Annotated in this window: 17 protein-coding genes; 9 read left to right on the forward strand and 8 right to left on the reverse strand. The window is 56.4% G+C overall.

The genetic code is table 11. The annotated features are described in order from the left end of the window. Positions 1–8: 8 nt before the first annotated feature. Complete coding sequence (locus AABA21_RS34515; RefSeq protein WP_338257257.1) at positions 9–218, forward strand: hypothetical protein; 210 nt, start codon at positions 9–11, stop codon at positions 216–218. Here the strand turns inward: AABA21_RS34515 and AABA21_RS34520 are convergent. From AABA21_RS34520 to AABA21_RS34535, 4 genes are all read right to left on the reverse strand, one after another. After that, positions 202–1,578, reverse strand: coding sequence for a glycoside hydrolase family 32 protein (locus AABA21_RS34520; protein WP_338257258.1), 1,377 nt, complete (start codon positions 1,576–1,578; stop codon positions 202–204). The genes AABA21_RS34515 and AABA21_RS34520 overlap by 17 nt on opposite strands. A gap of 34 nt (positions 1,579–1,612) precedes the next feature. Then, positions 1,613–2,350 (reverse strand): response regulator, encoded by a 738-nt coding sequence (locus AABA21_RS34525; RefSeq protein ID WP_338257259.1) that lies wholly within the window; start codon positions 2,348–2,350, stop codon positions 1,613–1,615. Between the two features lie 7 nt (positions 2,351–2,357). After that, entirely contained in the window at positions 2,358–3,479 is a 1,122-nt protein-coding gene (locus AABA21_RS34530) for a HAMP domain-containing sensor histidine kinase (RefSeq protein ID WP_338257260.1), read from the reverse strand. A 74-nt stretch (positions 3,480–3,553) separates the two neighbouring features. After that, positions 3,554–3,940, reverse strand: a complete 387-nt coding sequence (locus tag AABA21_RS34535) for a FixH family protein (RefSeq protein ID WP_338257261.1) — start codon at positions 3,938–3,940, stop codon at positions 3,554–3,556. Between the two features lie 440 nt (positions 3,941–4,380). On the opposite strand from AABA21_RS34535, the gene AABA21_RS34540 reads away from it, so the two are divergent. The 3 genes from AABA21_RS34540 (at position 4,381) to AABA21_RS34550 (ending at position 9,537) form a co-directional block, all read left to right on the forward strand. After that, entirely contained in the window at positions 4,381–6,099 is a 1,719-nt protein-coding gene (locus AABA21_RS34540; RefSeq protein WP_338257262.1) for a hypothetical protein, read from the forward strand. Between the two features lie 766 nt (positions 6,100–6,865). Beyond that, positions 6,866–8,383, forward strand: a complete 1,518-nt coding sequence (locus tag AABA21_RS34545) for a cache domain-containing protein (RefSeq protein ID WP_338257264.1) — start codon at positions 6,866–6,868, stop codon at positions 8,381–8,383. After that, positions 8,383–9,537 carry a sugar ABC transporter substrate-binding protein gene (locus AABA21_RS34550; RefSeq protein ID WP_338257265.1) on the forward strand — a complete coding sequence of 385 codons (1,155 nt, stop codon included), beginning with the start codon at positions 8,383–8,385 and terminating at the stop codon, positions 9,535–9,537. Before AABA21_RS34545 ends, AABA21_RS34550 begins: the two co-directional genes overlap by 1 nt. 91 nt (positions 9,538–9,628) lie before the next feature. Here the strand turns inward: AABA21_RS34550 and AABA21_RS34555 are convergent, their stop codons facing one another. Then, the gene (locus tag AABA21_RS34555) at positions 9,629–10,426 is read right to left on the reverse strand and encodes an alpha/beta fold hydrolase (protein WP_338257266.1); all 798 of its coding nucleotides are present in this window, start codon (positions 10,424–10,426) and stop codon (positions 9,629–9,631) included. A 648-nt stretch (positions 10,427–11,074) separates the two neighbouring features. Here AABA21_RS34555 and AABA21_RS34560 point away from each other — a divergent pair. After that, positions 11,075–12,337, forward strand: a complete 1,263-nt coding sequence (locus AABA21_RS34560) for a glycosyltransferase family 4 protein (protein WP_338257267.1) — start codon at positions 11,075–11,077, stop codon at positions 12,335–12,337. Positions 12,338–12,407: 70 nt separating this feature from the next. On the opposite strand, the gene AABA21_RS34565 is transcribed toward AABA21_RS34560, so the two are convergent. After that, positions 12,408–13,505, reverse strand: coding sequence for a serine hydrolase domain-containing protein (locus tag AABA21_RS34565; RefSeq protein WP_338257268.1), 1,098 nt, complete (start codon positions 13,503–13,505; stop codon positions 12,408–12,410). A 280-nt stretch (positions 13,506–13,785) separates the two neighbouring features. Beyond that, complete coding sequence (locus tag AABA21_RS34570; protein ID WP_338257269.1) at positions 13,786–13,989, reverse strand: bacteriocin; 204 nt, start codon at positions 13,987–13,989, stop codon at positions 13,786–13,788. Positions 13,990–14,369: 380 nt separating this feature from the next. Between AABA21_RS34570 and AABA21_RS34575 the strand changes: the two genes are divergently transcribed. From AABA21_RS34575 to AABA21_RS34585, 3 genes are all read left to right on the forward strand, one after another. Further along, on the forward strand, positions 14,370–16,562 hold the full coding sequence (locus AABA21_RS34575; RefSeq protein ID WP_338257270.1) for an ATP-binding protein: 2,193 nt from the start codon (positions 14,370–14,372) through the stop codon (positions 16,560–16,562). A 45-nt stretch (positions 16,563–16,607) separates the two neighbouring features. After that, complete coding sequence (locus AABA21_RS34580; RefSeq protein ID WP_338257271.1) at positions 16,608–17,090, forward strand: response regulator; 483 nt, start codon at positions 16,608–16,610, stop codon at positions 17,088–17,090. A gap of 243 nt (positions 17,091–17,333) precedes the next feature. Then, positions 17,334–19,124 (forward strand): hypothetical protein, encoded by a 1,791-nt coding sequence (locus AABA21_RS34585; RefSeq protein WP_338257272.1) that lies wholly within the window; start codon positions 17,334–17,336, stop codon positions 19,122–19,124. An 81-nt stretch (positions 19,125–19,205) separates the two neighbouring features. Here AABA21_RS34585 and AABA21_RS34590 read toward each other — a convergent pair whose 3' ends face one another. Next, entirely contained in the window at positions 19,206–19,964 is a 759-nt protein-coding gene (locus AABA21_RS34590; RefSeq protein WP_338258522.1) for a DUF2182 domain-containing protein, read from the reverse strand. A gap of 559 nt (positions 19,965–20,523) precedes the next feature. Between AABA21_RS34590 and AABA21_RS34595 the strand changes: the two genes are divergently transcribed. After that, positions 20,524–22,503, forward strand: a complete 1,980-nt coding sequence (locus AABA21_RS34595) for a YjhG/YagF family D-xylonate dehydratase (protein ID WP_338257273.1) — start codon at positions 20,524–20,526, stop codon at positions 22,501–22,503. The last annotated feature ends 120 nt before the right edge of the window (positions 22,504–22,623 follow it).

The raw sequence follows: 22,623 nt of genomic DNA on the forward strand, positions 1-22,623 counted from the left end.
CCCCGAATATGAAACGCCTCCTCCAACGCGAAAACGCCCCTGTAGGGACGACCTTCAACGGTCGTCCTGGCCGCGAGCGACAGCGATTGCGGCCAACGTCCCCCCACGACCCCGCTTCCCATGTCATTCACGCTGGCCCACGTGGTACCGGCATGCCAACCTCGCGCACGCGTACCCCAAAGCTCACCCAGGGCGAGTTCGTTATTGCCAGATCGTAGCCATCTCCCAGACGTCCAGTTGGTGCAGGATGGCCTCGCCGTCTCTGGCGAAAAGGTCCAGGCTGAGTCGCCGGGGGGCCGAATGATAGAAGCGCTCGGTCAGGCAGGCGCGAGCATCGATGAATACCTCCAATACCGAGCCATCCAGGAAGATGCGCAGTGTATGGCGACCGGGGGCGAGCGGATACTGTTCCGGCTCCTGTCTGGTGCGGCCGTTGTTGGCCTCGATGCTCAGTCCCGTTTCCCGCAGGCTGATCGAGATGCTCTCCTCGGGATAGGCGCTGTCCCGCAGGACCAGCCCGCAGCCGGTAGCTGTATGGCTATCGATGTCGAGCGTGATCTCCAGGGCGTTGGTGAATAGCTGCTCAACCACGGTCTGCTGATCTGTAATCGATCGGGGCTCGACCGTGCGCCGCCTGAGGCGCAGCTGCTCGATCTCGGGGGCCGGTTCGATGGCGAGCGTGTCCCCCGACTGCAGCGAGAGGATGCGTGGCAGCGACATGGCTCCGGCCCACCCGGCCTGCAGCAGGTCGGTGTCGTCGCGTCCCTCGCGGAGCCAGCCGAACATCAGGCGGCGTCCCTGGTCATCGCGAATGGACTGCGGGGCGTAGAAGTGCTTCCCGCCATCCAGCAAACCCTGGCTCTCCGGCGTAAAGGTCGCGTTCTGATAGGTACCGATAAAGTAATAGACCAGGCCATCGGGGATCGATGAGACGGTCAGGACATGTTTGTCGCCGAGGGGGAAGAAGTCGGGACATTCCCACATGATGCCGCTTTCGTCCTTGTTGCCGACGCATAGCGGCTGCAGGTATTCCCACTGCAACAGGTCGGGCGAGCGATAGAGCAGGGCGGCGCCACCGACACCTTTAAACCCTGAGCCGATTACCTGGTACCACATCTCGCCTTCCTGCCAGACGCAGTGGTCGCGAAACTCGACGATATCCAGCTCGGCCGGCCAGTCGGCCACGACCGGGTTGCCGGCGTATTTGTGCCACGTGCGCAGATCCTCATCCTGGCTTGTCGCGACGCAGGGAAGCTGGCGACCGTGGGCGTTGCCGCTGTAGACGATGGTCGCGGTACCTTGATTGTTGACCATGCAGCCAGACCAGCAGCCGTCCTCATCGGGTCCCCCGTCGGTGGGTGAGAGGGCGATGGGCAGATGGGTCCAGTGCAGCAGATCCGCGCTCATGGCGTGCCCCCAGTGAATCTTGCCAAACAGGGGACCATGGGGGTGATACTGATAGAAGAGGTGATAGTTGCCCTTCCACTGCACCAATCCATTGGGGTCGTTCATCCAGTTGGAGGGGGCCTGGAAGTGGTAGGCCGTACGATGGTGGTCGGTCAGATGTTTTATTTGCATGTAGCTCATCCTTGCGAAATAGATGTAAAAGATGTTAGAGATAGGGTTCGGCCGCAATCAATCCGTGATGGATGGCGAAGCGTACCAGGTGCGTGATGTCGTGCAGTCCCAGCTTGTCCATGACGTTGGCGCGGTGGGCCTGAATCGTTTTGATGCTGAGCACCAGCATATCGGCGATCTCCTGGTTGGTCTTGCCTTCTGCTACATATTTTAGTACCTCGACCTCGCGTGGCGTCAACACGTCGAGCGCGTGGCCCAGCGAGGCGTTTTTTTCACGCGCCATCGTCCTCTGATTGCTCAGCCGGGTAGGGGATTGATCGTGGGTCGAGACATAGGCTCGAATCAGGGTCTTGGCAAGGCCGGGATAGAGATAGGCTCCTCCCTGCGCCAGCGTGCGTACGGCCGTGCTCAACTCGGCGGGCGCGGCCTTCTTGACCAGGTAGCCAGCGGCGCCAATGCGCAGCGCCTGCAGAAAATATTCTTCGCTTTCATGCATGGTGAGGATGAGTACCTGGATCTCGGGGTAGAGCTTGCGGATCCGCTGGCAGGCTTCCAGTCCGTCCATCTCGGCCATGCTGATATCCATCACCACCACATCGGGCCTCTGCTCGCTGGCCTGCTCGATGGCTTCGCGGCCGGTGCGCGCTTCGCCGACGACCTGCATATCCGCCTGTGCCTCGAAGAGCAACCTGAGGCCGTGCCGGAGCAGATCGTGGTCGTCGGCCAGCAGGATGCGAATCTTCTCGCCGACCGTGTTTGTCTCGTCTGGCATAGTGCTCTTATCCCTTCCTCTCTTCCTGGCTGTCTACTGTCGACCGCTGCGGCAGCCGCGATGCTGGCAGGGGCAGCATCGCCTGCACGCTCGTTCCTTGCTGGCTGTGACTGATGATCTCCAGGGTGCCTCCCAGCGCGGTCGCCCGTTCCCGCATGCCGAGGATGCCTGTGCCAGCCTTCTTTGGACCTGCCTGATAGCCAATGCCGTCGTCCTGGATGGTGAGATAGATATGTTCCTGTTTGGGGAGCAGCGAGATCAGGACGCTCTGGGCCTGGGCGTGACGCGCCACGTTGGTCAGGCTTTCCTGGGCAATGCGGAAGAGGGCGGTCCCATAGTTGGCGGGCAGATCCTGGACCCATGGTTCGATCTGCTGTATATCCAGTTCAACCTGCAGGCGTAGCCGCTGGGCGCCATCTTCCGCCAACCAGCGAAAGGCGGCCAGCAGGCCCAGATCATCTAGCACGCTCGGGCGCAACTGCTGGGCCAGCACGCGCACGTTCTCCAGAGATAGGCGCGTCAGGTGATTGAGCTGCAGCAGCTCGCCATCCAGCTGGTTGTGGTCCTGCTTTGTGAGGCTGGTGGCCGCGAGCTCCTGAAAATGCTGGTGCAGGACCTCGGTGTGGATCAGCAGGGCCGTCAGGTTCTGCCCGGTCTCGTCGTGGAGCTCCATACCGATGCGCCTCCGCTCATTCTCCTGCGCCTGCAGGATAGCCTGCGTGCGCTCGCGCCGGGCCGCCTCCAGACGATCCATCATGCTATTAAACGCCTGTGCCAGCTCGTTGATCTCCCAGGTCTCGGCATCGACCTGGGCGCGTTCCTGCGTCTGGCCCGCCCCCACGGCCCTGATCGTTGTGAGTAGCGCGAAGAGGGGCCGGAAGCTGGCGCGCAGCAATAGGATATTGGCGAACAGCGTAAAGAGGGTGGCCAGCACGATAAAGATCGTGTCGATCAGGTAGTGATGCACCTCCAACTGATGGCTGGTAACCCAGAGCGCGGCCAGCGCCTCTCCCAGCAACATCACGCTGTTCACGAGAATGACCTTCTCGAACAGCGAGAGATGCCATCTGTTCCGTTGTTGTCGTGGGGCTTGCCCCGGCTTACCGTTGCCGGGTGCATACGTTCCCATGAACATCCCTCCTCCCCAAAAGCGTTGCTGAGATCGTTGCCTTCTTTGTAGTATAGCAGCAGCGTGCGCTGGCATCAAAGCACATTGACCTGCAATGTTTGTTGCTGCGGCGAGAAGCCTCTGGCCTGCGTTTGAATCGTGATCGCCCAGGGACCGGCCATAGACAGGTCCAGATTGACCTCATAGATGCCGTGCCCATGCGGTACAACGCGATTGTGCAGCGCCATCATGTCCATGTTCGTCATATGCGCGCTGGGAATAACCCGGGCCTCGTCGATGGGAAGCCCATCCGGATCGGTCAGCTGCAGTTTCAGCGTGGATGGGCCCCTGACCATAAACTGTTTCTGCTCCATCTGCACCTGCAAGGAGGCCGGGACATAGGGTTGATAGAGAAATGCCAGCATAATCACACAGATACAGGCCATCCCCAAAATAAGCCAGAAAAAAGGTCTGATACGCATAGCACCTCGCACCGTATTTTTTGAGGAGGTGGTGCAACGTCACAGGGCGTATTCGCGCCCTGTGACGTTGCACCACCTCCTCAAAACTATTTGAGCGCCGTAGGCGCGAAACTCATGGTTGATACCAGGAAAAAAATATGTACTACCCGCGTACAGCATAGCGTTAAAAGCGCGGCCCGTCCATAAGGATTGGGCCCTATTTTTATCCCCTAAGGTCTAGCGAGATTTATGATAGCGTTTTTCAATCTGGTATAGTAAAGGGGATAGGTAACCTTTTTCTTGTGCTATAGCATATTTCACTATGAAGTAGGTAAATTTGTTGACGGTTATTTTGTGTATGAGTAAAATGAGAACGCGTAACTGCTCTGATTATGGCCTGCTAATAAATAAGTATAAAATAGTGATGCATGCCTTAAGTTATTTCAATTGAGGAGGCAAACTTGCCCGGTGCGCGCATTTTGAAGTACCTAAAAAAGAATACCTATGGAGTAGCGGCGGCCGCAATTATCGCGTTCGCGGTCGGCTTGCGACTCACTCTGATAGCCTTACACTGGCCACCCACCAATGGCGATGAAGGCGTTATGGCCACCATGGCTTATAATATCGCGTATCATGGTGAGCATCCAACGATTTTTTATGGGCAGAATTATATGGGGGTCCTGGAGGCTTATCTGGGTGCCCTGTTTTTTCATATTTTTGGTGGCCCTTCACTGACTGCCCTGCGCCTGGGGGTTGTGTTGATGGTGGGGCTCTTTTTCGTCTGCATGTACTGGTTGACCAGCCTGCTCTTCTCGAAAAAGCTGGCGCTGGTGACGCTAGGACTGCTGAGCGTTGGCTCGATCCCGTACCTGACTCGTCAGACCATCGCTACCGGTGGCTCTTCACAAACGTTGCTCTTTGGTTCGCTCGACTTTCTCATCGCGGCATGGCTGGCCCAGACGTATCAACGGCACGCCACGGTCCGCACGCGGCTGCTGCGCCTTCCCTTCTATGGAGCGTTTGGTCTGGTGGCGGGACTGGGCATGTGGAGCGACATGATCGTAGTGCCATTTCTGGCTATGGCTGGTCTGCTGATCCTTGTTTTCTGCTGGCGTGAACTGCTGATCTGGGGCGGCTGGCTGCTGGCCGGTGTAGGCATTCTTGTTGGTTTCTTCCCATCGATCTGGTTTAGTATGAGCCGGGGCCTGAATCCTTTTGTGACCTTCTTTGGCCTGATACAGGGGACGGGATACGATCCAACGGCGTCGCTGGGAGTCTGGCACAACATCGTGGAGACTGTACAGGTGACCATTCCGACCGCGACCGGCTTCCCTTTTTGCCCGGTGATCGAGTATCCGTTCCTGGGCGATAATACACCGCGTACCCTGCGGTGCGGCATCATTCATACCACCTGGGGTGGCGGCTATCTCTTGCTGATCCTGACGGCGTTGATCTTTACCCTGCTGCTCTTGCAGTGCGTGATTCGGCACAGACAGGAGTTGACCGCCGAGGAGCGCCATCATATGCTGGTGAGCCGCATCGCGCAGCTGCTGATGGTTGGCGCCGCGATCGGCGTGATTGTCGTCTTCATTCGCAGTACCGGCCCTTTCAATCAGCCGGGCTATCATGCACGCTACTTCATTGGCCTGTTGATTATCCTGCCGGCTCTGCTTGATCCTTTGTGGAGTGCCGCCAGCAGGTTGCGTCCGCAAGCCCTCTGGCAGCGTGTGCGCACCTATTTTTGCCGCGCCGTCCTGGCCGCCGTGGCGCTTATCCTGGTCATCGGTACGCTGATCACCTTTAGCGAGGTGCCCAAAGCGCAGGCTTTCAATGGTCAGCGCAGCGACCTGGCGGCGCAACTGGAGCATCTCGGGGTAAAGCATGTGTATACGGATTACTGGACCTGCTACAGCCTGGCCTTTGCCAGCCAGGAAAGGGTTATTTGTGGCGTGATCAACCACCATCTCAACCCCTCGCACAACCGCTATCTGCCATTCTATACCGTCGTCCACCAGGATAAAGCCTCCTCGTGGATGTGCCCCAAAGATCCCAATATGACAACGTCCGAATATGACTGCCTCGACTGGCTGAATAAGCGCATGGCGAAGGAGCCGCCCGGTAAATATAAGCGCTATGACATAGACAACTATGTCCTTTACCGCTACATGCCCCAGCATTGACCCGCGTTTGCAGGCATAGGTTTTTCAGGGGCTGTGCCCCTGGCCCCCTCCTGCCACCCTACGGGCGGCGGGGAGAGAGGGAGGCTTTGGGGGCACAGCCCCCAAACCCCCTGTAGGTGCTGGGCTTGCCCCAGCTTGGGCTCGCCGCTTGATCATGCCCCCGGCATGCTCGCTTGCATCCCCGCTTATCTACTAAAAATCTATACTTGAAAGACGTCCCCATGCTCTTTTTTCGAGGTGGCGCTGCGGGAGCGCGATCGCGCTCCCGCAGCGCCACCTCGAACTATCTTCGCTGTCCGCAGGGCGGCATTCCAGCTCAACAACACAAAAAGAGCCAGCCATTCTTGTGGCAGATACATGAATAGTCCTATTTCATGGTTACATACTATGCGAGTAAGCTGTTCTGATGTATAGTGTATACAAGAAGAATTTTGTGGTATTTATGAACGCTCTCGCTTTCATTCTTATAAGAGGACCAGCCGGAGATTAACGAAAATCTCATGGTGCAACAGGGATGTTCCCCCCTTTTCCTCTTAAATACATGTTATGCTGGCTGGCGATCGGTAAAAAAGAGTGTTTTAGCTTTTGACAGGATGTCGATTGATAGTGTAAACATCGATATTTATCTATTTTAGCCCTTCCATGACCTGTCGCTGCTAAGATGCTTCCTCGATACGTTTACCGGGACGTATCAGCTGTAAGGGTGTTGTCCACTATATATGTGTGTCGTGGTGCGTGTTTTTGTTATGCCAGAAGGAAATCGTCTATGGTCCTATCGAAGCGTCTATCGCCTCCTTATCGAAGACTTACGTTGACGGCCAGGTTCTCTGGCCTGCTAGTCCTTGCTGTGGTTCTCCCTTTGATTATTACGGTTGTGGCGAGCGAGTATTCGCTGCGCCCGACGCTGATCGCGCAGGCCAGTGATCAGATGGGGACCGATGCGAGTTCTCATGCCCAGGCTATCGATGCCTTATTGATTGCCCGGTTGCAGGATTTACAGTATCTCAGCCAGTACAAGGCGATCAAGCGCTTCCTGGCGGGTGACCCCACGTATCGCGATCAGGCCTTCAACGAGATGGCCGTCGGCAATCACCTGGATCCCCACTATGGCAACTGGACCCTGTTTGATGCGACCGGGAATCTGGTGCTCTCCTATCCGGGTGCCCTGGATCGGGGGCAGGATAAGATTCCGATGCCGATGCTGGCTCGCCTGCAGAATCATAACGATTCGTTGATCTCCGATGTGCACCTGGATACACGCACGCAGATGGCGTATGTGGACATGTATACGCTGATTATGTCTGAGCAGAATAACCTGGTGGGCTTCGGGCGCGCCACTTTCTTGCTCAATGACATCTGGACGGCGGTCAACAACGAGAACAGCGCGGCCCCCGGTAGCTATGCGATGATCCTGGATGGCAACGGTGTGCGCATCGCTTATACCAATCCCGATAAGACGTTGACGACGTTTCCTGCTCCCTTGTTCAAGCCGGTTACCAGTCTTCTGCCCGTCGTTCAACAACAGGTGAAAGATGAGAATCTGTATGGCAATTCGCTGAACGCGGTGCAGACGCTGGCCGATCCCTCCCTTGCCAGCATGTTGCAGGATCATAACTGGCCGGACGCCTTTAACTTTACGCCCGCCACCAAAGCTGAGAATTACCAGGCCTACCAGGTGAAGACGCATGTTGTGCCCTGGACGTATATCGTGCTGCGACCGATGAACACCATTACCTCTGCCGCCGACCGGCAGACGGCTACCTCTATTTTTATCGCGGCGATCGTGATGGTGATCGCGGCCGTGGTCGGTATGCTGGTCGGTCGGACCGTTACGCGACCGATTCTGTCGTCGGTTAATTCGCTGGTGAGCAGCAGTGAGATGCTCAATACGCTGGCGTCGCGCGAGCAGGTTACGGCGACGGAGCAGAAGTGGATCGTGGAGTCGTCGCAGACCGCGCTGCAGTCGGTGCAGTACTATACGGAGGCGACCAGCGTGGCGGCGCGCAAACTGGATGAGATCGGCGAAGATCTCAAGCGCAACTGGAACCGGAGTGATCCCCGCCTGGCCGCCCAACGCCTGAATGAGATCCTGGGGGCCGCCCAGTATATTGAGAAGGTGTCCGCACACCAGGATAAGAGTAATCAGAGCCTGGGGACGGCGATCCGCATCGCGACCCAGGTGACGGATCAGCTGATCGCAGGCGCTACCTCGGCCAGCGAGGCGTCGAGCCAGCTGCAGGAAGTTATCAGACAGCTGCGTCAGGTTGTAGGAGGAAACGAATAATGGGAAGCGCAGTTATCAAGCGTTCGGGTCAACGGACCCTTGTGTGGTATCAACTGGCGGCCGCCCTGCTCTTCTGTGGACTGCTGCTGACCTCTTGCTCCCTCGGCGATACGGCGGGCTCGGTCAATATTCCCTCAGGCAATGGTGGCAAGGATTGTAATCGTGTGGGTGTCTTCCTGCCCGACAGGACGACCTCTGATCGCTGGGAGCATAACGACCACCCTTTGCTGGAGGCGGCGATCACAAAGGCTATCCCCGGTGTGCATTTTGATTATCATAACGCTAACGGCGATAGCGACGCCCAGCTGGCCCAGGCCACCACGGGCATGGAGAACGGGGATTGTATCCTGGTGGTGGCGGCACACGATAGTATCGCCGCCACTCCCATCGTGACCATGGCGAAGGCGCATAACATACCGGTTATCGCCTACGATCGCCTGATCCAGTCCCCGGATCTGAATTACTATATCTCTTTTGATAATATCAAAGTGGGGGCCCTGCAGGCGCAGTATATCGTCGATCATTACCAGCAGTATCGGCGCGGATTCCATACCAATATCACCATGATCAGTGGCTCTCAGACCGATACCAACGCCCTGCTGTTCAGTATCGGGGCGCACTCGGTGCTCGATCCTATGCTGGCGCAGCATACGCTCTCGATCATCAACGAGGTTTTCACGCCGGACTGGAGCAACCCGACGGCCGAGACCGAGATGGAGGCAGCGCTGGCGGACCAGAAAGATGATATCCAGGTGGCTTACGTGGCGAACGATGGTATGGCCGGCACCGCTATTCAGGCCCTCGATAACGCCGGCCTGTCCGGTAAGGTTCTGGTTACCGGTCAGGATGCGACCGTGGGCGGCCTGCGCAACATCTTGCAGGGCAAGCAGAACATGACCGTCTATAAGCCGATCGCCAAAGTCGCACAGTCGGTTGGAGACCTGGTCAAGGCCCTGCACGATGGTAAAGACGTGAAGAATCTGACGCATGGAGCGGTCACTTCTACCTATAACGGTGGTAAGATCCCTTCTATCCTGGATGAGCCAGTCTCCGTAGATATCCACAACATCTCCCAGACGGTCATCAAAGATAAGTATGTGAGTAAAAAGGATCTCTGTGCCGGCCTGCCAGCTGGCACCGGCGACTTCTGTTAGTCGTTTTTGAATAAAACACAAATGAGCGGTATTGGTGCTGAGCGCGCTTTAAGCGCGCTCAGCACCAATACCGCTCATTTGTGTTTTATTATTATTCTTCTGGCTGCTTGCGCAGGAAAACTTCGGCGGCCGGGTAGACAACCTCGATCTCGCTGAGCTCCTGGGCATGATCAATATGGTCAAAGATGCGCAGGAGAATGCCCGCCTCATCGATCTCTTCCTGGCGCTCTAGCAGGGGCCGGGTGATGCGTCGGTCATCTGAACCAGAATACACATACAGCGGACAGTGAACCTCACCTGGATTGATGACTGGCCAGGAGACCGTGGCCTGCCAGCAGGCCATCAACGCGGGTAGCGAACGTTCCTCGACCCAGCGTACGTCTTCGTGGTCCAGGCCGAGCTCCCTCAGGTTGCCGTCTTGCTGGGCCTTGTAGAGCACCTGTAGCTCCGACACGATCTGATTGATGCGCTCTTCAAAGTAGACGCGACCAAAGAAGCTGCCGGCGGCGATGGCGCGATTGACACGCTCGGAGCGCGCGGCGAGCTGCAGGGCCAGTGAGGCTCCAAAGGAGTGGCCCCAGACCATGAACTTCTTGGCCTCGCAGACGTCGGCGACCGCGGAAATGTCGTCCAGCATCTGCTCCAGGCGATAGGCTCTGGCCTCGGTTGGCTTGTCGCTTTCACCAATGCCCCGCCGATCCATCGTCACCACGCGGAAATGCTGGCTCAGGCGCTCAACATAGCCCAGCTCATGCCAGATCTGACGCGCCTCGTCAAATCCCTGCAGCAGAATCAGGAGCGGGCCTTCTCCCTGTACATCGTAGGCAATCTTTATTCCATCAGTCGCGGTAAGAAACATCCATTTTTGCTCCATTTCCACATCAAACATATGTAAATGTATCCTCTCGTAGTATATCATGAGCAACCTGCAACCACATAATTCCTCTCTTCTGTCTCGAAGGTTGACATATTATGTCGTCTTGCTCCATTTCTATGTGCTGATTTGCGTTTTATCTTTAATGCGTTTCACGTTTTTTTGGACAAAAATGGTATTTATAGTGTATACTATATACAGCGATGAACAGTATGATAGATCCGGGTTGAATCCATGCCTATGTGGAACATAGCATCGTTTCCTCTTTCATACGCCTGCTGCTTCTTTTCTTTGTTGAAGGTAGATGCTCAGAAGCATTGCCAGCTTTTTGATTTGCTGACCTCACTTCAATGCTGGGTTGTGGCTGCCATATGCGCCATTTTTATGGCCAGAAGCAGCTTTACTATCCTGTGGCATTTTTAGCCGTGACGTAGTGACTATTAGTGCAGAAGATTCGTATATTCTCATTGTGCGTTAGTGGTTTAATAATAACTATAGCGTTGCTATAGTATTTAGCAGGCAAAGCATACTTTTTTTACATAGTCTCTAGTTTAATAGTATGTAACTTTTTTACCTTGCAAATCGTGTACCTATGGGGAGCGGTTCCCATTGGATACATTGATGCGTTATGTGGGGTATAAGAATTAGCGCGAAAGGTCCAGTATGAAAATAGCACATATAGCACCGCCCTGGATTACCATCCCGCCAAAGAATTATGGTGGAACCGAGAACGTTATCTATAATATTGTTGAGGAACAGGTGGCGCAAGGCCACGATGTTACCCTGTTTGCTCCAGGTGATGCCCATACATCCGCCAAACTGGTCTCCTTTTTCCCGCATTCTTTAATCGACGCCGGGGTTCCCTGGCAGGCTCATCTCAAGGCCTTCTATCATATCTACAAATCTATCGAGTATATTAAAGAGCACCATTTTGATATTGTGCACTCCCACCTCTCGTCCAGCGCTGATATGTATACCTTTCCTTTGATGCAGCAATTGAGTACCCCACATGTGTCGACGCTGCATAGTCGCTTCCCCTTTGACCGTGTGCAGGAATGGACCGGCGATGCCGATATGTATTTTTTTGAGTGGATGCGCCAGGTGCCGATGATCGCGATCAGCGAGAACTCGCGTGCGGAGGTGAATCTGCCGCTGAACTTTGCTGGCGTGGTCCATCATGGTTTGCCGATGCAGCAGTTCAAGCCAACGGTCAGGCGGCCGGAGAATTTCCTGGTCTGGCTGGGACGCTTTGTGCCCGAGAAGGGGGCCCACCACGCGATCACGCTGGCGAAGTCCGCTGGACTGCCCTTGATCCTGGCCGGTACCATCGATCAACACGTTCAAACCTCGATCGATTATTATGATGAGATTATCAAGCCGCAGTTGAACGGTCATGACATCAAATATATTGGACCGGTCAATACCAGGGAGAAGATCGATCTGCTCAGCCGTGCCCGCGTGTTCTTGAATCCGATCGAGTGGGAAGAGCCGTTTGGCATGGTGATGATTGAGGCAATGTCGGTCGGCTGCCCCGTGATCTCGTTCGCCCGTGGGGCCGCCCCGGAGGTGGTCGCGCACGGTAAGAGCGGCTACCTGGTCGATAATCTGCAGGAGATGAGGCGCGCCATCGACCAGATCGATCAGCTTGACCGCGCCATGGTACGTGAGCACGTCGAAGAAAATTTCTCGGCCCGCGTGATGGTAGAGAAATATGTTCGTATCTATCAGCATATCCGCACCGCCCAGGTGATGAAGAGCGCTTCTATCAAGCGTCCGGTCGTGGATACCCTGGTGGCCCGCGTGCCTCATCAGTCGAAGGCTACTTCTCCGCTATTGCCTGCTGTAGAGCCTATGGCAACGCCCAACTATTCCCTCTCTTTCCTGCCTCAACAGAGCCGCGAGATCGATCCGGAAATGCTACAGTAGCCAGCGTATTCATCCACCCAGGCTGTTCCACTCGCCGCCAGTGGGCGGCGAGGGAAATGGTTGTTTTCGCTCACAGGATGGGATCGATGTCCGGCTTGATCTGCATGGCCGGGATGACAAAGTCTTTGAGGATGAAGCGGTTGGAGATCGCCTCCTGCTCAAAGGCACAGGTAGAGGCAACGACGATGTCGAGGTCGGGAATGATCCCGATCAACTGGCCCCCATAGCCAACAGCGCAGTTGGTTCTCTTCCCATGATAGTCGGGCAGAAACCAGAAGTAGCCATATTTTTCACCACGTTCTGTGCTGCTATGCCCGCGCCACGAGTCCTCGATATACTCCACCGGCAGGATGCGTTGCTCGTTCCAGACGCCCTGGTTGAGGTAGAGATGACCGAAGCGCGCCATTTCGCGCGTGGTGAGCTGCAGGCCGAAGCCGCCGATCTGATTGCCCCTGGCATCGTTGCTCCACAATCCAGCCTGCTGTGATGACCATGTTCCATAGCGGTGAGGCGCCTCGGCGCTGGCCTGGCCGTTCTTCCAGGGCTCGTGGTTGCGCTCCTCATCCTGCCAGATGCCGAGGGGATCGAAGAGATAGCGTTTGGCAAACTCGCGCAGGGGCATGCCGGTGCAGCGCGTCAGGACCAGGGCGACCAGGTGGGCCCCGATATCGTCGTACGCGTAGTGGGTTCCGGGCTCGTATTCCAGCGGGCGGTCCAGCATCTTTTCAATGGATGAGGTGTCCTCCAGAAACGTTTCGATGCCGCCCCGCGCCAGCGCGTAGCCGCTGGTCATGGTCAGCAGGTGGCGCAGCGTGATCTCCTGCTTGCTGGGATCAGGCCGGTGGGCGTGGTATTCAGGAAAAAATGAGAGCAGGGGCTGGTCGACACTCTGCAAGTACCCTTCCCGCAAGGCTATCCCGACCAGGGCCGAGGCGACGCTTTTCGTTACCGAGTTGACATTATGGTAGTGATTGGGTCCCCCACCGTGATAGTATTCCTCAAAGATGATGATGCCGGAACGCACAATTATAATGCTAAGCAAGGCCGGTGTGCGCTGAGCATATTCGTCCAGCTGTTTGAGACGTTCAATGTCGGTGCTCAGCTCATTTGGGGTGGCCGTCTTCCATGCCAGGGTCGGCCAGGAGCCTGTTACCTGCTGCTTGTCCATGCTGCTACCCTCGTCTCTAGTATCTACTAGCGGGTTCCGATAAGAAAGAGGTATTGATAAGATAAATCAAATATACCATAAATCGAATGCTCCTGGCGTGGAGAACGCAGGCATCCCCACTCAAATAAGAGTTATGCTCGTGCGGGCGCAGTAAACCTTGGTGGTGCAGCAGGGGTTCAGCCGCACCCTTGCTGCACCTATACAAAAATTGTGAAGTGCTCCGGGCGCACATAGCGCCCGGAGCACTTCATCAAGAAAACGGCGCGTCCATGAGGCGAGCCTAATGACTCTCGTACCTGTGACCATGGCGGTCATAACAATAGCGGCGGTGATGTTTCTTGTCGTAGTAGCAGCGATCCTTAGGCTTTTTGTCGTCGTACCCCTGGCCGATGCTCTGCCCGCCGATTACCTGTGCCAACTCCTGGTCGTTCAATTCAACATACTCGTCCGGCCGATCAGCAGTCTTACCATGAAACGATTTCATGCCCATCTTCCTTTCTGATTCAATGTAAACGGTTCAAGCATGGCACATGTCCTTCCATACAAGGGCACGTTTGCGCCAGACGAAAGTTACTCATACAAAGCCCCTGATGCGTCTCTAATGTAGAGGTAATGCGGAGGTAATTTTAAAAAGCTATCCAGTACAGGCTGACGTTCTCGTCCGCTTGCTGCTTGCTCATCACTTCCCTTTCCCTATGTGCCAGATGATTAGAACTATTGGTTACAGCGACATGACTAATGGCGGCATCTGATATAATAGGATGTGTTGATTGATTGTGGTGCGCGCTGGATCGGATCGCGGTGCCGCCAGAGCTAGCGGATAGAACAGTGAATTTTCCAAATCAGTAAGGATAGGCCTGCCGGATGGAGCATGTGACAGATCAGGAACAAGAGAATAAGCAACTGAGGGAGCGCATTGAGCAGCTCGAGGCGGAGCTGCAGCATGTACGCGAACGCGAGGAGCGTGGTCGCGTCCTGCTGCAAATGACGTCTGATTATGCCTATATGTACCTCTTGCTGCCGGATGGCTCTCACCGACCCATGTGGACGACCGAGGCGTTTACCTCCATTACCGGCTTTTCCCCTGAAGAGTTCGATCGGTGTGGCTGGGAGAATCTGCAGCATCCCGACGATCGTTGGATGCGTGAGTTGCGCATGGAGGCGATGCGCCAGGGGCGACAGGATACACGTGAGTGGCGCGTGATTACGCGCAGCGGCGAGATACGCTGGCTGCAGGATACCTGCTATCCGATCATGGCTCAGCACCAGAGCGATGATGACGCTGTGATTCGGGTCTATGGGATCGTGCGCGATATTACGCAGCGCAAGCAGGTGGAACTACAAAAAAATCAGATTGAGCAGCGTCTCTCTACCACCTTTGAGTCGATCGCCGACGCGGTCATTATTTATGATCATGAAGGCCGCCTGATTCAGTATAACGATGCCGCCAGGTCTTTACTGGGCTTCGATGAACATCCTGATTATACCATGCAGCCGCTACAGGAGCGCTTTCAGACCATGCGGATCACGAATGCGCACGGGCGGCCGCTGTCTATAGATGAGCTCCCACCGTCTCGCATTTTGGGGGGTGAGACGCTGCGCGGCATTACGGTCGAGGATCTGTGGATTACGACGCTGACCGGTCGCGAGTTAGTTATCAGCGTGAGCGGGGCGCCGATCTATGATGCGCAGGATGGGTTGATGGGCGCCGTGCTGGTCTGCCGCGATGTGACGGCTCGCCGCAATCAGCAGTGGCGCACCAGCAAAGCGCTGGAGACCCTGTTATCCATGTCGGAGGTCCTGGTTCGTCTCCCTGTCGTTGATGATGGGTCCGCCCGCACATCCAGGCGTGAGACCGCTGAAGAGTTGCTGCACCTGACCTGTGATCTGCTGGGCTGCCAGATGGCCTCGATCGTTGATATCGATCCCGAGAAGGGCTTGATTCGACCGATCGCCGGGGTGGGGATGCCTGATGAGCAGCGCCAGAAATTCTGGGAGACGGTCCCCTCCCTTCCGCTATCCGATTATATTCCTGACTCCGACATGGCTCGCCTGCAGCGCGGCGAGCCTGTGCTGTTGTCTCTGAACGCTGCACCCTCCAGTACGGCTCCTACCTTCGGCGTAGAGCAGGTGTTGGGCGCTCCGATCCGGCTGCGAGACCATCTGGTGGGTTTCCTCTCGATCAACTATGGGACCGCCGAGCACCACTACGCGCAACAGGATGAGTTCGGTCTGATTACGGCCATCGGGAAATTGGCCTCGCTGGCATTTGAACGCGAGCGGCTGATCGATCAGCGCTCCGCCGCCCAGGCGGCCGAAGTCGCCAGCGACCAGGCGCGGCAGCAGATGGATGCCTTCCTGGGCATGACCAATCATGAGCTGCGCAATCCACTGGCTACCATGAAGGCGAGCCTGCAGTTGATACGCCGCCAGCTGAAGCTGCTCAATAACGATACTACCTCTGTGCCCGAGGTGGCGGGCCGCATTCAGGCGTTGGTAGATCGGGCCGAACGTCAGGTCTCGGTTGAAACCCGATTGGTCAATGATCTGCTCGATGTTTCACGTATTTTAGAACATAAATTGGAGCTCAAAGTACAATTCTGCAACCTCGTTGACCTGGTATCAAGGGTAGTGGCAGATCAACTATCTCTCGCCCAGACCCGTACTATAGATATACGTTTGCCACAAGAGGATATGGTGCCAGCGGTAGTGGATATCGATCGCGTGGGACAGGTATTGACGAACTACCTCACCAATGCGATCAAATATTCTGAAGATGACAGGCCAATCGAGGTGAGCCTGAGCGTAGAGGGTGAGCAGGCCCGCGTCTCTGTAAAAGACCAGGGGCACGGCCTGACGCCGGAGGATCAGCGTCGTATCTGGGAGCGCTTTTACCAGACGCCTGATCGCCAACTCCATAGCGGCTCGGGTGGTCTTGGCCTGGGACTCTACATATGCCAGAGTATTATCCAGCAGCACTCTGGACAGGTCGGCATTGAGAGTGAGCCTGGTAAAGGATCGACTTTCTGGTTTACACTTCCTCTTGCACGTGATTAATAGCACATTTCCTGCCGGAGGGATGTGTAGAGAAGGATAACTGTGATGGCGATAGCCCATGAAAGTCCACTTTTATTTATAGAAGATAATGACGATGATTACGAAGTTGTGCTTTGGGCAATGAAGAAGCTGTCGTTATCCATCCCTATTACGCGTTGCATTGATGGTGATGAGGCGCTGGATTACCTCTATCATCGCCAGGAGTTTGCCCAACCCGGAACCTCGCCGCGCCCGGCACTTATCCTTCTGGACCTGAACCTGATCTCCGTAGATGGCCGCGATGTCCTGCAGGCAGTCAAGAGCGATCCCGAGCTGCGCATGATCCCGGTCATCATCTGGACCTCCTCCGAGGACCCCAAAGATATCGATGTGAGCTTCCAACTGGGGGCCAACAGCTACATATTGAAGCCAATGAATATGAAGCAGCTGCTGGGAGTGGTGGAGACGCTCAATAAATACTGGTTTGGTGTCGCCGTTGCCCCCGCGGGAGACACCCTGGTGCCACTGGATGAGAAGAGTGGTGCTTGAACACCCCGCTTGCGAGGCGGCAAGAAAAACGGGTCGGGCTCATCTATACAGATGAGCCCGACCCGTTTTTCTCGTTGTCTCTCTCTGCAAAAATATGATGCATATCCCTTCTTGTGAATATATTCGCAATTCTATCAATAATTATGTATAATTGTTGTAAGCGCTTCCAAGAGTTTTTCATAAGGAACAGCCCTTATGAAGTGGTAAGCGAAATAGCTTGACGAATTCAAGGAGGAAATTCGCATGAAGTCGTTGCGACTGAACGCGGCACTGGGATTGCTTGTGTTCTTGTTGATGTTGCCATTCGCGGCACCTGCTCAGGCAAAGACGGCCACATCAGTGCCGACAAAAACCATGGCAACGGATCCTGCTGCTATCAACCTTGCCCACCTCGATGCTCTGGGACAAGATGTGACTATTGGTGGCAAGCAAATGCTCATTATTCATATCTATTCGGAGTATCCCGATTACAAATGGGTGGATGCGGCAGGCGAAGGCATTGCCTGTGTGGATGATACCGCCCGGGCGGCGATCGTGTACCTGAATGATTATCAGCAAACGCATAATCAGCAGTCGCTTGAGAAGGCGAAAAAGGCGCTGACCTTTGTGATGCATATGCAGGCAAGCGATGGAGAATTCTATAATTTTATCAAGTCAGACTTCTCGATCAATACCGATGGCCCCACCAGCAAGAAGTCATTTGACTGGTGGGCGGCACGCGCCATGTGGGCTCTTGGCGATGGATACAGCGTTTTAAAGGATACCGATCCCGCGTTTGCCGGAACAGTCAAAACGAGTTTTCTGCTTGCCAATACGGCGCTGCAACGGAAAATAAATAGCCAGTACGGCGAGTACACGAGCCTCCATGGATACCGGGTGCCTGCCTGGATCGGTGGCTTCGACGCCATGTCGAATGCCTTGCTAGGGCTCACGGACTTTTATCGGTCTCAACCGTTGGATGCGGTCAAGGATTCCATGCTCAAGCTTGGCCGGGGCCTTTCCGAGTACCAATTCGGCTCCTTTACGCAGTATCCCTTTGGAGCGCACCTTGACTGGGATGGTTCCCCTACTCTCTGGCATGCCTATGGTAGCGGGCAATCGTTCGCGCTGGCTAACGCCGGCGTGCTGCTCAATCAAAAGGACTGGGTGAGATCGGCGAAACAGGAGATGGATCAATTCTTTAGCCATCTTCTGGTGACCGGGATGATTAATCAAATGGGACCGACGCCAGACAAAAATGGGCAGATCGCTTATGGTGTCAATATGCTGACGCAAGGGTTTATGGCGGTTTACCATGCCACCCATGAGCAAAAGTATGCGCAATATGCCGGCCTCGCCGCCTCCTGGCTTACGGGGAACAATGACGCCCATTTTGCCATGTATGATCCCGCCAATGGCCGTGGGTATGATGGCCTGGATGGTACCACTGGAAAAGTCAATCTGAACTCAGGTGCCGAGTCGACCATCGAAGCTTTAATGGCTTTGCAGGCGGTCCATCAAAGCGCCGCCGCCCTGAATACGGTGAACGCGAAAGCCGTAGAGCGGCACACAACCAGCATCTATGAGGCCGAAGCGTTCACGGTGTCCGCGGGCCATCCACAGATTATCACACCCGCCAGCAATTGGACCGGCGATGCCCTATACAGCGGCCAGATTGTGCAGATGTCCAATAATGATCAGCTGAAACAGGAGATCAACGTTGCACATCAGGAGAAGTACATTCTTTCCGCTGCGCTGGTCAAGCCACATACGCTATCAGGTGCGATCACGCTGAAGATAGGCATCGATGGCCATGCTGTCAGCACCGTACAGGTTCCTCGATCGCCGGATAGTGATTACCTGACCCTGATGGGGCTTGGTGGTCCCCTCTCACTTTCACGCGGGAAGCATACCCTCACGGTTACGCTTCAAACCGTCGCTAATCAGTCTCTTGTGCTAGATAACATCGTCCTCCAACCAGCCAAAGAGTACGCTGTTTTTAAACAGCCGAACGGTTCCCTTTTCACGTTAGCTCGTAACCTGTTAAAGGACTGAGATCGATTGTCTGGCATCAGCTATTCAGAAACGGTTTGACCGATGCATCCCCCTGGATAAAAATTTATTCAGGGGGATGCATCAAAATATGGGTGGCATTACGATAACCAGCGCATACAGCAAGCAACCCGCGCCGGCGCACAGACCCAGCACTTTGCCTCGCGACCACGTGCGCTCCAGCCACATGAGCAGCGTCAGCGAGGCCAGCGCCAGCAGGTTGCGCATCCCGACGCCAACCATGAGCAGCATCAGCGCCCAGTTGCAGCCCACGCACCACAGCCCGTAACGGTATCCCTGTCGCCAGGGAGACCCCCTCGTCTCCTGCTGGTGCAGGCGCGTATGCCGCAGGCAATGCCACTTGAGCGGACTCCACTGCACGAGACCCGCCAGCGCGAAGAGCAGCGCCGCGATCCACTGTGGGTGCAGATAGAGCCAGCGCCACCGCCCCACGAGCCCATGCAGCAGTGTATCTCCCACAAAGGCCGCGCAGGCGAACAGGCTCCAGCTACCGGCGTAGCCCACGATAAAGAGGACCTGCTCAGGCCAGTAACGCGCAAGATGATGGGGCAACAACAGCAAGCTATTAAACAGACCAGGGAGCATCATCGCCAGCAGCATTACCTGCCAGCTGGCCAGAAAGACCAGCCCGGCTAGCGGCCACGGCCAGTGGTTGCCCCTGATCAGATAATCGTGGTCGAGCCAGCTATTGTGGCCCGTCAAAAACGCCACCCCCAGCACTCCCCAACTTCCGGTCAGCAGCAGCCAGGGCAACAGAAACGCCCTCCACAACGCCTGCCCACCCGCCCCCTGTCCCTCTAAATAGAGATCCCGCATTGGCATCAAATCCACGGCGCCCCCTATCTCAACGCATCTCCACCCACCAACTCTACAAAGATCGCCTACAAATCGCGCCACTCCAACAGCAAGTATAAACTCGGAAAGCTATACATGTCTATTCGTATATGTACCTATTTTCCCGTACAACACGAAGCCCGTAGGTTCGGCCCTTGCGGCCGATTTTCCGTCGGTGCACGTCCATGTTGGTTGTGAAATGGCCCTTGCGGCCGATTTTCCGTCGGTGCACGTCCATGTTGGTTGTGAAATGGCCCTTGCGGCCGATTTTCCGTCGGTGCACGTCCATGTTGGTTGTGAAATGGCCCTTGCGGCCGATTTTCCGTCGGCGCACGTCCATTAAACACGTAATAATTGAAAATGCCCTCGGGTGTTTCCAATGCGTGGAGGGGAAATCGGCCGCAAGGGCCGAACCTACGGGAGGCGCATTTTTATATGAGGGAAATAAATCGGGCACAAGGTGCGATCATACATTGATAATGCCTTATTCGCCGTGTATACTTTTGGCATTCAATGATGTAGTGCCATGGTTAGAAAAGGCGAGACGATGGAAGAATTTGATGTGTTATCAACATTATTGCAGGCGCAGGAGCCCGAGCTATACAATATCCCCACGCACGCGCAGGGACCGCAGGGCGAGCTGCCTCTGACTCCGAAAATGCTGCGCGAATGGGCCAGCGGAGATCTCTTTGGCCTGACGCAGAACGTCGGCATGGGCTGGGAGCCCGCCAAGGTGGCCAATAAGCATATTTTGATGATCAGCACGCAGGGCGGCATCCGGGCCGAGGATGGGAGCCCGATCGCCCTGGGCTACCACACGGGCCACTGGGAGGTGGGACGCCTGCTGCGCGCCGCCGCCGGCGAGTTCAAGCACGCGGGCGCGGTCCCCTTCGCGGCCTATGTTAGCGATCCTTGCGATGGCCGCAGCCAGGGGACGGCTGGCATGTTTGATTCGCTGCCCTACCGCAACGATGCCTCGATGGTGATGCGCCGCTTGATTCGTTCTCTACCGACGCGTAAGGGGGTGCTGGGCGTGGCGACCTGTGATAAAGGGCTGCCCGCGACCATGATGGCGCTGGCCTCGCTGCGCCAGATGCCGGGTGTCCTGGTCCCGGGCGGCGTGACGCTGCCTCCCGAGCATGGGGAGGACGCCGGCAAGATCCAAACGATCGGCGTGCGCTATGTACACGGGGATATCTCGCTGGAGGAGGCGGCCCAGCTGGGCTGCCGGGCTTGCGCGACCCCCGGTGGCGGCTGCCAGTTTCTGGGGACGGCCGCCACGGCCCAGGTAGTGGGGGAGGCGCTCGGCATGGCGATCCCGCATTCGGCCCTGGCCCCATCCGGTGAGCCGATCTGGGAGGCCCTGGCTACCCAGTCGGCCCGAGCGCTGCTGCACCAGATACAGCTGGGCATGGGTATGCAGGATGTGATGACCGATGCCGCCGTGCGCAACGCCATGGTGGTGCATGCCGCCTTCGGTGGCTCGACCAACCTGCTGCTGCACATCCCCGCTATCGCCCATGCCGCCGGACTGCGCACCCCGACCATCTCCGATTGGCAGGAGATCAATCGCCAGGTGCCGCGCCTGGTGAGCGTGCTCCCCAATGGACCTGTCGATCATCCAACGGTGCGCGTCTTCCTGGCTGGAGGCGTACCAGAGGTCATGCTCCATCTGAGGAGCCACGGCCTGCTCGATACCAGCGTCAAGACTTGCACCGGCCATACACTGGATGAGGTGCTCAACTGGTGGGAGCAGTCGGAGCGTCGTCAGAAGGTGCGCGCACGCCTGCTGGAGGCCGATGGCGTCCAGCCTGACGATGTGATTATGACGCCGGAGCTGGCGCGTGAGCGTGGCGTGACCTCGACCGTCATGTTCCCGGTCGGCAATATCGCTCCGGAGGGCGCGGTTATCAAGTCCACAGCCATCGATCCCAGCGTGGTGGATGAGGATGGGGTCTACCGCCACACCGGGCCCGCGCGCGTCTTTACCAGCGAGCGCTCAGCTATGACCGCCATCAAGGAGAATGTTATTCAGTCCGGCGACATTATCGTCTTGATGGGCCGGGGACCAGCCGGGACCGGCATGGAGGAAACCTATCAGCTGACGGCCGCGCTCAAGTATCTGCCCTTTGGCAAGCACGTGGCCCTGGTGACCGATGCTCGCTTTTCGGGTGTCTCCACCGGTGCCTGCATTGGCCTGGTGGGACCCGAGGCCCTGACCGGCGGACCGATCGGCAAGGTGCGCGATGGCGATATCATTCAGATTATACTGGATCGCGAGAATCTGCATGGGGAGATCAATGTGATCGGCGATGGCGAGCGTACCTTCACCTCTGAAGAGGGGGCGATCCTGCTCAGGGAGCGGCCGCCACATCCCGACCTGGCTCCCGATCCACTGCTGCCGGACGACACCCGGCTGTGGGCCGCGCTGCAGGCCGCCAGCGGAGGCGTCTGGCGCGGTGCCGTCTACGATGTGGATCGCATCATCGAGGTGATCGAGGCCGGCCGTAAGGCGTTAAATATCTAACACCCTGGCTAAGGGAGGTCTCCAGGGCTTTATGCCCGATCGGGGAATGCAAACAAGGCGATGGCACGGTTTGAGCACATCAGGATCGCGCCTGAAACAAACTGTGCCACGCCTTTGTAT

The sequence above is a fragment of the Dictyobacter halimunensis genome (assembly GCF_036245075.1).